Genomic DNA, 14,636 nt, shown 5'->3' on the forward strand with positions numbered 1-14,636 from the left:
GCCGGGGCCGGCGGCGCCCGCGCGGCGACGACCGTACCCGCCGCGACCGGGACGGGCCGGTCCGATCGGCTCGGCGGCCCCGGCCGACCGGCGGGTTGCCGATGGTCCGTGTGAGCGGCTCTTAGCAGGCCCGAAACAAACGGGACGCGCCGGCGAAACCGCCCACCGGCACGCTTCCGGCATGACTCAGGGTGTGCGGTCTGCGACACAACCGGGGGAAGAGTCGCCCGGGCGAGCGCGTCCGGGGACGGTAGCGGCGCCCGACGCGCCTCCGCCGGCCGGGGCGCTGCCTCCGGCGGGCGGGCGCGCGGTACGCCGGGAGGTGGCCACCCACTGCCCGTACTGCGCCCTGCAGTGCGGGATGACGCTGCGCGCCACGGACGGGCGGGTCGAGGTGCTGCCCCGCGAGTTCCCGACCAACCGCAGCGGGCTGTGCCAGAAGGGCTGGACCGCCGCCGAGCTGCTCGACCACCCCGACCGGCTGACCACCCCCCTGCTGCGCGACCGCCCCGGCGGCGCGCTCCGGCCGGCGAGCTGGGCCGAGGCGCTGACCCGGGTGGTCGCCGGCATCCGCGCCGTCCAGGCCGCGCACGGCCGGGACGCGGTCGCGGTCTTCGGCGGGGGCGGGCTCACCAACGAGAAGGCGTACGCCCTGGGCAAGTTCGCCCGGGTCGCGCTCCGGACGCGCCACATCGACTACAACGGCCGGTTCTGCATGTCCTCCGCCGCCGCCGCGGGCAGCCGGGCCTTCGGGATCGACCGGGGGCTGCCCTTTCCGCTGGCCGACCTCGCCCACGCCGACACGCTGCTGCTGGTCGGCGCCAACGTCGCCGAGACGATGCCGCCGCTGATGCGCTACCTGGTCGAGCAGCGGCGGCGGGGCGGCCACCTCATCGTGATCGACCCGCGCAGCACCGCCACCGCCCGCCAGGCCACCCTGCACCTGCAGCCCACCCCCGGCACCGACCTCGCCGTGGCCAACGCCCTGCTGCACATCGCGGTGGCCGAGGGCTGGGTCGACCGGGACTACATCGCCGACCGGACCAGCGGGTTCGACGCGGTACGCCGGGTCGCGGCGGGCTACTGGCCGGCCCGGGTGGAGCGGCTCTCGGGCGTACCGGCGGCCGACCTGGAGGCGGCGGCGCGGGCGCTCGGCACGGCCGGCACCGCCATCATCCTCACCGCCCGCGGCGCCGAGCAGCACGCCAAGGGCGTCGACACGGTCAGCGCCTTCATCAACCTCGCCCTCGCCCTCGGGCTGCCCGGCCGGCCGGGCTCCGGCTACGGCTGCCTGACCGGTCAGGGCAACGGGCAGGGCGGCCGGGAACACGGGCAGAAGGCGGACCAGCTACCCGGCTACCGCCGCATCGACGACCCCGCCGCCCGGGCCCACGTGGCCGGCGTCTGGGGCGTACCGCCGGAGGAACTGCCCGGCCCCGGCGTCTCCGCGTACGAGCTGCTCGACGCGCTCGGTACCCCGACCGGTCCGAAGGCGCTGCTGGTCTTCGGCTCGAACCCGGTGGTCTCGGCGCCCCGGGCGGCCCGGGTGACGAGCCGGCTGCGCGACCTGGACCTGCTGGTCGTGGCCGATCTCGTCCGGTCGGAGACCGCGGAACTCGCCGACGTGGTGCTGCCCACCGCGCAGTGGGCCGAGGAGGACGGCACGATGACGAACCTGGAGGGGCGGGTGCTGCGCCGCCGCGCGCTGCGGGAACCTCCGCCCGGGGTCCGGACCGACCTGGCGATCATCGCGGAGCTGGCGCGCCGGCTCGCCGAACCGGACCCCGCCCGACCACCCGAGCCGAACCACCCGGCCGCCGATCCGCGGTTCCCCCTCGACCCTCGGGCCGTCTTCGCGGAGCTGCGCCGCGCCTCGGCCGGCGGCATCGCCGACTACGCGGGCGTCACCTGGGAGCGGATCGACGCCGAGGACGGCGTCTTCTGGCCGTGCCCCTCCGAGCGGGAGCCCGGCACGCCCCGACTCTTCGCCGACCGCTTCCCCACCCCGGACGGGCGGGCCCGGTTCCAGCCCGTCGAGCACCGGCCGGCCGTCGAGGAGCCCAGCCCCGACTACCCGCTCTACCTCACCACCGGCCGGGTGCTGGCGCAGTACCAGTCCGGCGCGCAGACCCGGCGGATCGCCCCGCTGCGGCAGGCCGCGCCCGGTGCCTTCGTGGAGCTGCACCCCGACCTGGCGGCCCGGCTCGGCATCGAGGCGGGCGACGAGGTCCGGGTCACCAGCCGGCGGGGCGAGATGCGGGCCCCGGCCCGGCTGAGCACCGGCATCCGTCCCGACACCGTCTTCGCGCCCTTCCACTGGTCGGGCGCGGCCAGGGCGAACTCGCTGACCAGCGACGCCCTCGATCCGGTCTCCCGGATGCCCGAGTTCAAGGTCTGCGCGGTCAGGGTGGAGAAGGCGTGAGCGAGCGCATCGTCGTCGTCGGCCACGGCATGGCCGGCGCCCGGTTGGCGGCCGAACTGCAGGCCCGCAACGGCGACCTCAAGCTGACCGTGCTCGGCGCCGAGCGGCACCGGGCCTACAACCGGATCATGCTGTCCAACCTGCTCGCCGGGAAGGTGGACGAGTCCCACGTGGAGCTGGCCGAGGCGGCCGGGCACGGCATCGACGTCCGGCTCGGCGTACCGGTCACCGCCATCGACCGGGCCGCGGCCGAGGTCGTCACCGCGCGGGGCGACCGGATCGGGTACGACCACCTGATCCTGGCCACCGGCGGGCGGGCGGTGGTGCCCCCGCTGCCCGGGCTCGACCCCGACCGGTTGCCCGAGCGGGTGGCCGTCTTCCGCACCCTCGACGACTGCCGCCGCATCCTCGACGCGGTCGGCTCCGCCCCCCACCCGGACGCCGGGCGCCGGTCCGGGTCGGCCCGGCGCGCGCTGGTCCTCGGCGGCGGGCTGCTCGGCCTGGAGGCCGCCCGGGGACTGGCCGCCCGCGGGCTGGACGCGCACGTGGTCCACCCCGTCGGGCACCTGATGGAGCGGCAGCTCGACCCGACCGGCGGAGCGGTGCTGGCCCGTACCCTGGCCGGGCTCGGCGTCACCGTCCACCTGGGTACGTCGGCCACCCGCGTCTCGGCCCGCCCCGACGGCGTGACCCTGGCCCTCTCCGACGGCCGCGAGCTGGACGCCGACCTGCTGGTGCTCGCCTGCGGGGTACGCCCCGACGTCGAGCTGGCCCGCGCCGCCGGGCTCGTCGTCGAGCGGGGCGTGGTCGTCGACGACCAGCTGTGTACCAGCGACCCGCGGATCCGGGCGATCGGCGACTGCGCCCAGCACGCGGGCGCGGTGAGCGGGCTCGTGGCGCCCGCGTGGGAGCAGGCCCGGGTGGTGGCGCAGGTACTGGCCGGCGGGGACGCCTCGGCCCGGTACCGGCCGCCGCCCGCGGTGACCCGGCTGAAGGCGGCCGGCATCGACCTGGCCGCCATGGGCGATCCCGGGCCGGCCGAGGGCGACGGCGACGGCACCGAGGTGGAGGAGCTGAGCTTCTCGGACCCGGTCCGGGGCACGTACGCCCGGCTGCGCATCGTGGCCGAGCGGCTGACCGGCGCGATCCTGCTCGGCGACAACCCGGCCGTCGGCACCGTCATCCAGCTCTTCGACCGCGGCACGCCGGTACCGCCGGACCGGCGCGCGCTGCTGCTCGGCCGCAGCACCGGCGAGGCGGCGGCGACGCCGGTCGAGTCCCCGGCGCTGATGCCGGACTCCGCGACGGTCTGCCAGTGCAACACGGTCCGCAAGGGCGCGCTGGTGCGCTGCTGGCGGGCCGGCGGGCGGAGCCTCGCGGACGTCGTGGCCGCCACCCGGGCGACCACCGGCTGCGGCAGCTGCCGGGACGCCGTCGAGGGGATCCTCGGCTGGCTCGCCGCGGTCGACCCGGCGGCCGAGGCGGCGGCATGACCAGCACGGACGGATGGAGCGAGGTGGCGACGTGAGTGCACGGGCGGACGGGCCGGACGGCGGGAACCTCGTCGTCGTCGGCAACGGCATGGTGGGGCAGCGCTTCGTCGAGGCGCTGCGGTCACGGGACGGCGAGGGACGCTGGCGGATCACGGTACTGGCCGAGGAGGGCCGACCGGCGTACGACCGGGTGCGCCTCTCGGCCTACTTCGACGGGGTCGGCGAGGAGGAGCTGAGCCTGCACCGCCCCGACGACGGCGTGGTGCTGCGGCTGGGCGAGCCGGTCACCGGCATCGACCGGACGCGCCGGACCGTACGCACCGCGCACGGCGAGTACCCGTACGACGCGCTGGTGTTGGCGACCGGGTCGTACCCGTTCGTGCCGCCGATCGACGGCGCGTACCTGCCGCAGGCGGAGGCCGACGGCGCGGGCGCGCCGGCCGGGCGGGTGCTGCGCCCCGGGGTCTTCGTCTACCGCACCCTGGACGACCTGGCCGCGATCCGCGACTACGCCGCCGGCCGGCGCGGCGGCGCGGTCATCGGCGGCGGCCTGCTCGGCCTGGAGGCGGCCAACGCGCTGCGGCTGCTCGGGCTCGACACGCACGTGGTGGAGTTCGCGCCGCGGTTGATGCCGGTGCAGATCGACGAGGCGGGCGGTGCGATGCTGCGCCGCTACGTCGAGGAGTTGGGCGTCACGGCGCACCTCGGCGTGGCCACCTCGGCGATCCGGTCCCGACCGGACGGCGGGCTCGCCGGGCTGACCCTCTCCGACGGCGGCTGGCTCCCGACCGAACTGGTCGTGGTCGCGGCCGGGATCCGGCCTCGGGACGAGCTGGCTCGGGCCGCGGGCCTCACCCTCGGCGACCGCGGCGGCGTACGCGTCGACGCCGGTTGCCGCAGCGACGACGGGCGCATCTACGCGATCGGCGAGTGCGCCGCCGTCGAGGGGACCTGCTACGGGCTGGTGGCCCCCGGGTACGCGATGGCCGAGGTGGTCGCCGACCGGCTGCTCGGCGGCGCCGCGACCTTCCCCGGTGCCGAGACGTCGACCAAGCTGAAGCTGCTCGGGGTGGACGTCGCCTCCTTCGGCGACCCGCACGGCCGCGCGCCGGGCTCGCTCGACGTCACGTACACGGACCCGGCCACCCGGGTCTACGCGAAGCTGGTCCTCTCCGACGACGCCCGTACCCTGCTCGGCGGGGTCCTCGTCGGCGACGTCACGGCGTACCCGACGCTGCGCGCCAGCGTCGGCGGCGCGCTGCCCGGTCCGCCGCTGGCGCTGCTCGCGCCGGCCGGCGCCGAGGGCGGTACCGGCACGGGCATCGCGGCGCTGCCCGGCTCCGCCCAGGTCTGCTCCTGCAACGCGGTGACCAAGGACCAGATCGTGGCGGCGATCGGCGCGGGCTGCGCCGACGTACCGGCTATCAAGGCGTGCACCCGGGCCGGCACGAGCTGCGGCTCCTGCGTACCGATGCTCAAGTCCCTGCTCACGGTCGCGGGCGTGAGCCAGAGCAAGGCGCTCTGCGAGCACTTCGACCACAGCCGGCAGGAGCTGTTCGACCTGGTACGCGTCCGCGGCATCCGCACCTTCTCGCAGCTGGTGACCGAGTACGGCCGGGGCCGGGGCTGCGACATCTGCAAGCCCGTGGTCGCCTCGATCCTGGCCTCGCTCGGCAACGGCTACGTGCTCGACGGGGAGCAGGCGGCGTTGCAGGACACCAACGACCACTTCCTGGCCAACATCCAGCGCGACGGGACGTACTCGGTGGTGCCCCGCATCCCGGGCGGGGAGATCACGCCCGAGAAGCTCATCGTGATCGGCGAGGTGGCCCGCGACTTCAACCTCTACACGAAGATCACCGGCGGGCAGCGGATCGACCTCTTCGGCGCCCGGGTGGAGCAGTTGCCGAAGATCTGGCGGCGGCTGGTCGACGCCGGCTTCGAGTCCGGCCACGCGTACGGCAAGGCGGTGCGGACGGTCAAGTCCTGCGTCGGCTCGACCTGGTGCCGGTACGGCGTGCAGGACTCGGTGGGCCTCGCCATCGCGCTGGAGCTGCGGTACCGGGGACTCCGCGCGCCGCACAAGATCAAGGCCGCGGTCTCGGGCTGCGCCCGCGAGTGCGCCGAGGCGCGCGGCAAGGACTTCGGCATCATCGCCACCGAGGCGGGCTGGAACCTCTACGTCGGCGGCAACGGCGGCTTCCGGCCCCGGCACGCGGAGCTCTTCGCCTCCGACCTGAGCACCGAGGAGCTGGTCCGGTACATCGACCGGTTCCTGATGTTCTACGTCCGCACGGCGGACCGGCTCCAGCGCACCGCCGCCTGGATCGAGGCGATGGACGGCGGGCTGGACCACCTCCGGTCGGTGATCGTCGACGACGCGCTCGGGCTCTGCGACGAGCTGGACGGCGCGATGGCGCGGCACGTGGCGTCCTACTCGGACGAGTGGCGGGACACGCTCGACGACCCGGAGCGGCTCGCGCGGTTCGCCTCGTTCGTCAACGCGCCGGACGTCCCGGACCCGTCGATCACGTTCGAGCTGGAGCGGGGCCAGCCGGTACCGGCCACGGGCGAGCGGCGACCGGTCGCGCTCGGCCTTCCGACGACCTTGGGGGTAGCGCGTTGACTCTGCAGACCACCACCAGCGCCGTCAGCGGTGCCGTGCGATGGACAGTGGTGTGCCCGTACCAGCGGGTCGAGCCGGAGCGGGGCGTAGCCGCGCTCGTCGACGGCGAGCAGGTGGCGATCTTCCGCACCCACGACGGTGACCTCTACGCGATCGGACACCAGGACCCGATCACGAAGGCGTACGTGATGTCGCGCGGCATCGTCGGCAGCCGCGGAGACGTCCCGACCGTCGCCTCGCCGCTGCACAAGCAGGTCTACGACCTGCGTACCGGCCGGTGCCTCGACGTGCCCGGCGTAGCGGTGCCGACCTACGACGTACGCTGCCGGGACGGTCTCGTCGAGGTCGCCGTGCGGCGGGTGGACTGATGTCCGGCGAGCTGACCGGGTTCACGGTGGGGGTCACCGCGGACCGGCGCCGGGACGAACTCGCCGCGCTGCTGGAACGGCGCGGCGCCCGAGTGGTGCTCGCACCCGCGCTGCGCATCGTGCCGCTCGCCGACGACACCGAGCTGCGCGCCGCCACCCGCGCCTGCCTGGACACCCCGCCGGACATCCTGATGGCGAACACCGGCATCGGGATGCGCGGCTGGCTGGAGGCGGCCGAGGGGTGGGGGCTGGCCGAACCGTTGCGCGCCGCCCTCGCCCAGGCATACATCGTCACCCGGGGCCCGAAGGCCCGGGGCGCGATCCGCGCCGCCGGCCTGCACGACGAGTGGTCCCCGGCGTCGGAGAGCTGCGACGAGGTGATCGACCACCTCCGGCAGCGCGGCGTACGCGGCCAGGTCATCGCCATGCAGCTGCACGGCGAACGGCAGCCCGAGTGCACCGAGGCGCTGGAGGCGGCCGGCGCGACGGTGATCGAGGTACCCGTCTACCGGTGGGCGCCGCCGGCCGACCCGGCGCCGCTGCACCGGCTGGTCGACCTGATCAGCGGCCGGCTGGTCGACGCGGTCACCTTCACCTCCGCCCCGGCGGTGAGCGCGCTGCTGCGGGCCGCCGGTCCGAACGCGGACGCGCTGTTGGAGGCGCTCCGCTCCGACGTGCTGGCCGCGTGCGTGGGGCAGGTGACGGCGGCACCGCTGCGCCGGTACGGCGTACCGGTGGTCGCGCCGACCCGCGCCCGGCTCGGTGCGCTGGTGCGGACCATCGTCGACGAGTTGCCGCCGCGCGCGATCAGCGTGAAGGTGGCCGGCCACGTGCTGACCCTGCGTGGGCACGCGGCCGTCATCGACGGAGAACTCCGGCCGCTCGCGCCCGCGCCGATGGCGGTGCTGCGGGCGCTGGCGGTGGCGCCGGGTCGGGTGCTCTCCCGGGCCGCGCTGCTGCGGACGCTGCCGCGCGGGGCCGACGAGCACGCGGTCGAGATGGCCGTCGCCCGGCTGCGCGCCGGTCTCGGTACGCCCCGGGTGGTGCAGACGGTCGTCAAGCGCGGCTACCGGCTGCCGGTCGACTGACCCGCCGCCCGGTCGGTCCCCCGCCCGCTGCCGGCCGGCCCTTGGCCGGCGAGGGCGGCTGCCGCCCGGCCGGTCACCCGCCCTCGGGCACGGTTCAGCCCACCCGTGTCGGCGTTCCGGGTGGGCTGTCGCGATCTGCGGTTGTCGACGGCTCGGCGGCGCGCTGCGCGGCGCACGCCGGTGCGGCGTACCGGATGTCGCGGGCCGGCGGGTGCGGCGCCGGCCCGCGCGGTCAGCCGACCGGCGTCGGGAAACCGCGCCCGTGCTGCGCCTGGAGTACGGCCATGGCGTGCTGGACCACGGTCACCAGCACCTGCTTGACCGACTCCCGGGACCGGGCGTCGGTCATCACCAGCGGCACGTGCGGGGCGATGGCCAGGGCCTCCCGGACCTCGTCCAGCTCGTACTGCGGCGCGCCGTCGAAGCAGTTCAACGCCACGACGTACGGCAGGTTGCGGTTCTCGAAGTAGTCCAGCGGCGCGAACGCGTCCGTGATCCGCCGGGTGTCGACGAGCACCGCGGCGCCGACGGCACCCCGGATGATCTCATCCCACATGAACCAGAACCGGGTCTGGCCGGGCGTACCGAACAGGTACAGGATCAGGTCCTCGGCCATGGTGATCCGGCCGAAGTCCATCGCGACCGTGGTGGTCTCCTTGCCCGGCACCTTCGACGGATCGTCGATGCCGACACCGGCGGCGGTCATCACCGCCTCGGTTGTCAGCGGTGTGATCTCCGAAACCGCGCCGACCAGCGTCGTCTTACCAACGCCGAAGCCGCCCGCAATAACGATCTTCGCGGAGGTGATCCCCCTGCTGCGGCGTGGCCCGGCTGGGTCATAGCCTGCGAAGTCCACTTAGCACCCTCTCAAGCAGTTCCATCCGCTCCTCGTACGCCTCAGCGGGAGCGGCACTGTGCAGCGTCAGCAGGCTGTCGGCCACCATGTCGGCGACCAGCACCCGGGCGACCCCCAGCGGAAGCCGGGTGTACGCGGCGATCTCCGCCAACGACTGCGCCCGGCCCTCGCAGACGGTGGCGATTCGATGCTTGTCATGCCCTGCGAAACGGGACTCCGCAACCGCGGCCGAGGTCGCCGTGAGGACCGCCTCCAGGGCGATGTCCTGACGCGGCTCCGTACGGCCGCGGGTGACCGCGTACGGCCGTACCAGCGCCCCACGCGGATCTTCACGCCTTCTGTCCATGTCGCGATCACCCCCTCACCTCTCGAGCTGCAGCCTCACCGATTGCCGTCGCGCGGCCGTACGCGCTAGGAGCGCGTGACCGCCTCACGGGGCAGCGGCACGAGCGCGGCACCGACCCGCTCGACCAGCAGCGCCATCTCGTAGCCCACCTGTCCCACGTCGCAGCTCCGCGCGGCCAGCACGGCCATCGAGGAACCGTCGCTGATGGACATCAGGAACAGGTACCCGCTGTCCATCTCGATGACCGTCTGCAGCACGCCGCCGGCGCTGAACATCCGGGACGCCCCGTCGGTCAGGCTGACCACACCGGAGGTGATGGCCGCCAACTGGTCCGCCCGGTCCGGAGGCAGGTCCCGCGAGGAGGCGAGGAGCAGTCCGTCGGCGGAGACCGCCACCACGTGTGCGATGCCCGCCACGCTGTCCGCGAAGTTGGTGAGCAGCCAACTCATGTCCTGCATCGCTGCTGGCCTGTTCATCCGCTCGTCTCCTTGGTTGAGGTGGTGCCGTTCGGATCGCTACCGGCGGTCCGACCGCGCTGCACACCGCGGTGGTACGCCGAGAGCAGACCACGGACTTCGTCCGGGGTGCGCCGGCTCCGGTCCCGGGAGGACTTCTGCTCGACCCCGCCGGGCACCAACTGCGCCTGGGGAACCCGCTTGGGCAGGCCGGACCGGGTCTGGCCGCCGTTCGCCGGTTCGGCCGCCCGGCTGGCCAGCGCCCAGCCCTCGTCCGCCGCCGTCCGCCAGGATCCCTCGCCGGTACGCGGGCGCGGCACGCTGGTGGACGCGGGCGCCGCCGGGGCGCCGATGGTTGTCGCCGGTGCGGGCGGAGTGTACGGCGGCGGCGTGGGCGCCGACTGCGCCGGGGTCGGCGTCGACAGCGGCTGCCGCGGGCTGGCGTAGGCGGTGGCGGTGCTCGATGCGCCGACCGCGCTGCTCACGGTGGCCGGCTGGGCCGCCGGCGCCGGCGGATGCCCGGCGGTCGGCATGGTGAAGATGGCGGTCGCGTCCTGGCCGTGGGTACGGAACCAGGCCGTCTCCATCTCCCGGAAGATCGGCGAGTCGCCGGTCTCCTCCGGCTGCGGCGCCACCGCGGCCGCCGCCGAGGGCACCTGCTGCTGGGCGGCGAGCCCCGCGACCGGTCCGGCCGGCAGCCCGGGCGGCGTGGGCGGCACCACGTGCGTGACCGTGGGGGTGCTGCTACCGGCGACCGCGCCGCGCTGCGGCAGCGCGCCGCCCGCGACGGTCGGGTACGCCATCGTCGGCGTGCCGTACGGGGCGCCGGAGGTGCTCGCCGGCGTCGGCGAGTACGGCGGTACCGGCGGGGCGAGCGTCATGGGCTGCTGCGCCGCCGCGTTGACCTGGAAACCGGTGCCGATCGGCTCGACCGGCGGCTGCCACTGGGCGGGTACCTGGTTCGGCGGCTGCGCCGGGGTCTGCCACTGGTCCAGAGTGGCGGCCGCGGTACGCGTCGCGGTGGTGGGAGCGGACGACTCCGAGCGCCAGCTGGAGGCCGCGGCCGGTCCCGGCTCGACGGCGAGCTGCCGCGGCCGGCTCGGCAGCGGCTCGCGTCCGCCCCGGGCCGGCTGGGGCAGGACCACGACGCTGTTGGGGAGCGTGACCTGGGCGATCGTGCCGCCCTCGATGTTGCGGCGCAGCTCGACGCGGATGCCGTAGCGGGAGGCCAGCCGGCTCACCACGGCCAGACCCATGAGCCGGAACGCGGCGACGTCGACGGTGGGCGGCGCGGAGAGCCGGCGGTTGAGCGCTTCGAGCTGCTCGTCGCTGAGCCCGAGACCGCGGTCCTCCACCTGGATCAGCACGTAGTCGCGGATCCGGCGGGCGTCGGCGACCACGATGGTGGTGGGCGGCGAGAACCGGGTGGCGTTGTCGAGCAGCTCGGCGGTGAGCCGTACGACGTCGTTGACGGCGTGCGCCGCGACCGCGATGTCGGTGTCGATGGTGCCGAACTCGATGCGGTTGTAGTGCTCCACCTCGGACTGCGCGGCGCGCAGCGCGTCGACCAGCAGCGCGTCGTCGCGTCGCGGTACGGCCGAGTCGGCGCCCGCGAGGACCAGCAGGTTCTCGTCGTTGCGGCGCATCCGGGTGGCGAGGTGGTCGAGTTCGAAGAGCCGCGCGAGCCGCTTCGGGTCCTCCTCGCCGCGCTCGATGCTGTCCAGCTCGCCGATCATGCGGTCGACCAGCGCCTGACTGCGGCGGGCCAGGTTGAGGAACATCGCCGAGACGCTGGTACGCAGCGCGGCCTGTTCCGCCGCGACGCGGACCGCCTCCTTGTGTACGACGTTGAACGCCTGCGCCACCTGGCCGACCTCGTCGCGGTTGGTCAACCGGATCGGGTCGCGGACCTGGCGCACGATCTCCTCGACGCCGCCGTCGCCGACGCTGCCGACGTCCCGCAGCCGCTTCACCGCGTCCGGGAGGTCGTGGTTGGCCACCGAGAGGGCGCCCTCGCGGAGCCGGCGCAGCGACTCGTTGAGCGAGCGGGCCAGCACGATCGCCAGCGCGATGGCGACGATGAGAGTGAGCAGCACCAGCGACGACTCGATGATCGCCTGACGGAGCACGGCCGACCGGGCCTCGTCGGCCTGTTCGAGGAGCCGGTCCTGCATCTGGACTTCCGTCCAGCGCATCAGGTCGTTGACCGCGCCGACCGCGTCGGCGGCGTCGGCCGCGGTGAGCGGCGCCGTCTGCCCCACCGAACGCGTGATCTCGGTGGCGATCCGGTCGGCGAGCTCCACCGCGTCGCCGGTGACCGTGCCGTTCACCATTGCCTGCTGCTCGGCGGAGGCGACCAGCGCGAACGCCAGCAGGGCCTCCTGCTGGCTGGTGAGGGTGCCCAGGAAGGCGGAGAGCTGCTCCTCGCCGAAGACCTGCTTCGAGGAGAGGGAGGTGTAGGCCACCGCCTCCTCTTCCGCGACGGCGGCCTTCGCCTTGGCGAACGCGGCGACCGCGCGCAGGCTCTCCGCGACCTTGCCCTCACCGGCGATCTGACCCAGCGTCTCGCCGTACGAGACCAGGTCGGTGAGGATGACGCCGTACCGCACGACCGCCTCGGCAATCGGCATCTCCTTGCGGTCCAGCACCTCCTGCCGGGTGCTGTTCAGGGTGGCCAGGTGCTCGTCGATGGCCGCGAGCCGGGTCTCGATCGCGTCCGGCACGCCACCGAGGTCCTTGCGGTCGCGGGTGTACGCGGCGATGTGCCCGTCGGTGACCCGGACCGCCTCGTTGTACGCCCCGCCGGCCGGGCCGGCGTCCGCGCCGGACGGGTCGGTCGCGAGGTAGCCGGCGGCCGCCATGCGCTCGGAGTGCACGTCCTGCACGAGGCCGGAGACGTCGGCGGCGAGCACGGTCAGCGACCGGATCATGTTGGCGTCGTACGCCGTCTGTCCCACGTCGACCAGCCGGACGGTGGCGAGCGCGAGAACCGCGACAACCGGCACGACGAGGATGAGCGCGAGTTTCGACCGAATCCTGGTATCCCGCAGCCGCGGGAACCACCGGCGCCGGGCGCTACGGCCCGGCGGGCCACTTTCAGGCAGGGACGTAGGTCCGGTGCTCACGACATTGCCTCCGTCGTTATCTCCACGCCTGGCCGACCGACCGATGCCCGATGCAACGAACGGCGCCGCACGCGGCACGGCCGCGATTTCATCAGAACAAGACCCGTTTGGGAAGCTGCAGCCGGGTAGGAATCGGTCGCACGGGACAGGACCACTACTCTGCTCACCGAGCCCCTTCGTTGTCACAGCGCCCTGATCAGGGCAAATCTCGACAGGTCGGATGATTGCATCCGCAACGATAAGATTTCCCAACACATGATCTAACCAAAGGTTGGGATCGGCGTCCCACAAAGATCAGGCGCTCTACTTGACCAGAGCGCCCCGCCATTGGCAAGGTTTTGCAGGTTTGTAGGCTCCGCGCACACCGTACGACATGCCAGGCTCGGCGCTCCAATGAGGACGGTCTCGTCGGCGACGTTGCCTGGGCAGGGCCATAGCGCCGCCCAGATGGAGGACAAAGTTGAGGCTCACCCGATCCGCGGCTACTGCCTTGATCGCGTCGGTTTGCCTGGTCGCCACGCTCACCGGTTGCCAGCTCGGCGGCGATGCGGAGCAGGCGACCGGTGAGGTGGTCATCGGCGCCGACCTGGAGCTGTCCGGCGCCACTGCCAGCACCGGCAAGGCCTACCAGCGCGCACTGGAACTAAAAGTTCAACAAATCAACGATTCGGGTGCACTTGGTGGCCGCAAGATTCGCTTGGACATCAAGGACAATCGGTCCGATTCCAGCGAGTCACTCCGGAACATCAGCGAATTCACGGCCAACCCCGCCGTCAGCGCCATCATCATGGGCAGCTGCAACGAGTGCGCGGTGGGCGCCGTGAAGACCGTCAACGACCGCAAGGTGCCGACCATCGCCCTGGCCTCGGGTACCTCCGTGGCCAGCCCGACGGCCGACCGCCGGTTCATGTTCAAGCTCGGGCCGAACGCCGCCGACACCGCCGCCGCCCTCGCGGTCGAGTTCAAGCGCCAGAACCTGCGGAAGATCGGCCTGCTGCGCACGGACGACGCGTACGGGCAGGAGGGCGAGGACGAGCTGCGCAAGGTTAAGATCAGCCTCGCCGAGGTGCAGCGGGTCAAGGCGACCGACACGGACGTCAGCCAGGCCGCGGACGCGCTCAGCAAGTCCGACAAGAAGCTCGACGCCATCGTCGTCTGGACCACGCCCGAGCAGTCCATGCTGGCCGCGAACAACCTCCGGACCGCCAGGTTCACCGGCAAGCTCTTCTTCGACGCGGCCTCTGCCGGGGAACTCTTCCTCAACGACAACGTCTCCCGCGCGGCCGACTCGAGCACCCTGGTCTTCACCCAGACCATGGTCATCGACGACGTGATCGCCACCACCCCCGCCAAGGCCGCCCGCAAGCAGTGGTTCCGCGACTACACGGCGCGGTACGGCAGCTACTACGGCTTCGCCTCGTTCGCGGCCGACGCCATCCAGATGATCGTCGACGCGATCGCCGGTGACCCCGGCTCCGGCGCGGTCGACCGGGAGCGGCTGCGTACCGTCCTGGAGACCGCGCAGCTCGACGGCCTCTCCGGCCTGATCCGGATGACCCCGACCAACCACTCCGGGCTGACGCCGCAGGCGCTGACGATGCTGGTCGCCCGCGGCGGACGCTGGCGCCTCGCTGGTTAGTTGCGCTCGCGCGCTTCGCGGCGCCCGAGAGGTGGTGTCTTTCCTTCCGCGGCGGTGTGGGTGGGGGTCGTTCGCCGCGACGCGTCAGTGCAGACACCACCGGCGCCGCTACGCGCACTCGCTGAGGGAGCCCGAGGGGCGCGACGGCTTAGCCGAGCTGGCGGTCGATAATCTGATCGCCCCCGGGCCCGGCTGACCCGTAGCATCCGGCGGACGGC

The 14,636-nt window shown here is 73.7% G+C and carries 10 protein-coding genes; 6 read left to right on the forward strand and 4 right to left on the reverse strand.

Annotation, left to right across the window (positions count from 1 at the left end; all coding sequences use genetic code 11):
* The first annotated feature begins 361 nt into the window (after positions 1 to 361).
* From AB0J86_RS32690 to AB0J86_RS32710, 5 genes are read left to right on the forward strand one after another with little or no spacing between them, the layout of a single operon-like run.
* Positions 362 to 2,422 carry a molybdopterin oxidoreductase family protein gene (locus AB0J86_RS32690; RefSeq protein WP_363861543.1) on the forward strand — a complete coding sequence of 687 codons (2,061 nt, stop codon included), beginning with the start codon at positions 362 to 364 and terminating at the stop codon, positions 2,420 to 2,422.
* A complete protein-coding gene (locus AB0J86_RS32695; protein ID WP_363861528.1) occupies positions 2,419 to 3,915 on the forward strand; it encodes an FAD-dependent oxidoreductase in 1,497 nt (498 codons plus the stop codon). Before AB0J86_RS32690 ends, AB0J86_RS32695 begins: the two co-directional genes overlap by 4 nt.
* Before the next feature lie 31 nt (positions 3,916 to 3,946).
* Positions 3,947 to 6,541, forward strand: coding sequence for a nitrite reductase large subunit NirB (gene nirB, locus AB0J86_RS32700; protein ID WP_363861529.1), 2,595 nt, complete (start codon positions 3,947 to 3,949; stop codon positions 6,539 to 6,541).
* A gap of 2 nt (positions 6,542 to 6,543) precedes the next feature.
* Positions 6,544 to 6,909 (forward strand): nitrite reductase small subunit NirD, encoded by a 366-nt coding sequence (gene nirD / locus AB0J86_RS32705; protein WP_363861544.1) that lies wholly within the window; start codon positions 6,544 to 6,546, stop codon positions 6,907 to 6,909.
* Positions 6,909 to 7,997 (forward strand): uroporphyrinogen-III synthase, encoded by a 1,089-nt coding sequence (locus AB0J86_RS32710; protein WP_363861530.1) that lies wholly within the window; start codon positions 6,909 to 6,911, stop codon positions 7,995 to 7,997. Before nirD ends, AB0J86_RS32710 begins: the two co-directional genes overlap by 1 nt.
* 232 nt (positions 7,998 to 8,229) lie before the next feature.
* On the opposite strand, the gene AB0J86_RS32715 is transcribed toward AB0J86_RS32710, so the two are convergent.
* The 4 genes from AB0J86_RS32715 to AB0J86_RS32730 form a co-directional block, all read right to left on the reverse strand.
* Complete coding sequence (locus AB0J86_RS32715; RefSeq protein ID WP_363861531.1) at positions 8,230 to 8,853, reverse strand: ATP/GTP-binding protein; 624 nt, start codon at positions 8,851 to 8,853, stop codon at positions 8,230 to 8,232.
* The gene (locus AB0J86_RS32720) at positions 8,834 to 9,199 is read right to left on the reverse strand and encodes a DUF742 domain-containing protein (protein ID WP_363861532.1); all 366 of its coding nucleotides are present in this window, start codon (positions 9,197 to 9,199) and stop codon (positions 8,834 to 8,836) included. Before AB0J86_RS32720 ends, AB0J86_RS32715 begins: the two co-directional genes overlap by 20 nt.
* 65 nt (positions 9,200 to 9,264) lie before the next feature.
* Complete coding sequence (locus AB0J86_RS32725; RefSeq protein ID WP_363861533.1) at positions 9,265 to 9,675, reverse strand: roadblock/LC7 domain-containing protein; 411 nt, start codon at positions 9,673 to 9,675, stop codon at positions 9,265 to 9,267.
* On the reverse strand, positions 9,672 to 12,779 hold the full coding sequence (locus AB0J86_RS32730) for a nitrate- and nitrite sensing domain-containing protein (protein ID WP_363861534.1): 3,108 nt from the start codon (positions 12,777 to 12,779) through the stop codon (positions 9,672 to 9,674). The genes AB0J86_RS32725 and AB0J86_RS32730 overlap by 4 nt, the downstream gene beginning before the upstream one ends.
* Before the next feature lie 460 nt (positions 12,780 to 13,239).
* On the opposite strand from AB0J86_RS32730, the gene AB0J86_RS32735 reads away from it, so the two are divergent.
* Positions 13,240 to 14,418, forward strand: a complete 1,179-nt coding sequence (locus AB0J86_RS32735; RefSeq protein ID WP_363861535.1) for an ABC transporter substrate-binding protein — start codon at positions 13,240 to 13,242, stop codon at positions 14,416 to 14,418.
* Positions 14,419 to 14,636 lie beyond the last annotated feature (218 nt).

The sequence above is a fragment of the Micromonospora sp. NPDC049559 genome, from assembly GCF_040676675.1.
Classification (GTDB): Bacteria; Actinomycetota; Actinomycetes; order Mycobacteriales; family Micromonosporaceae; genus JBFAPK01.

Bases quoted from the DNA above. Each gene is read 5' to 3' on its own strand.
- AB0J86_RS32710 (WP_363861530.1), top strand. From the start codon at position 6,909: ATGTCCGGCGAGCTGACCGGGTTCACGGTGGGGGTCACCGCGGACCGG.
- AB0J86_RS32725 (WP_363861533.1), bottom strand. From the start codon at position 9,675: ATGAACAGGCCAGCAGCGATGCAGGACATGAGTTGGCTGCTCACCAAC.
- AB0J86_RS32690 (WP_363861543.1), top strand. From the start codon at position 362: ATGACGCTGCGCGCCACGGACGGGCGGGTCGAGGTGCTGCCCCGCGAG.
- AB0J86_RS32720 (WP_363861532.1), bottom strand. From the start codon at position 9,199: ATGGACAGAAGGCGTGAAGATCCGCGTGGGGCGCTGGTACGGCCGTAC.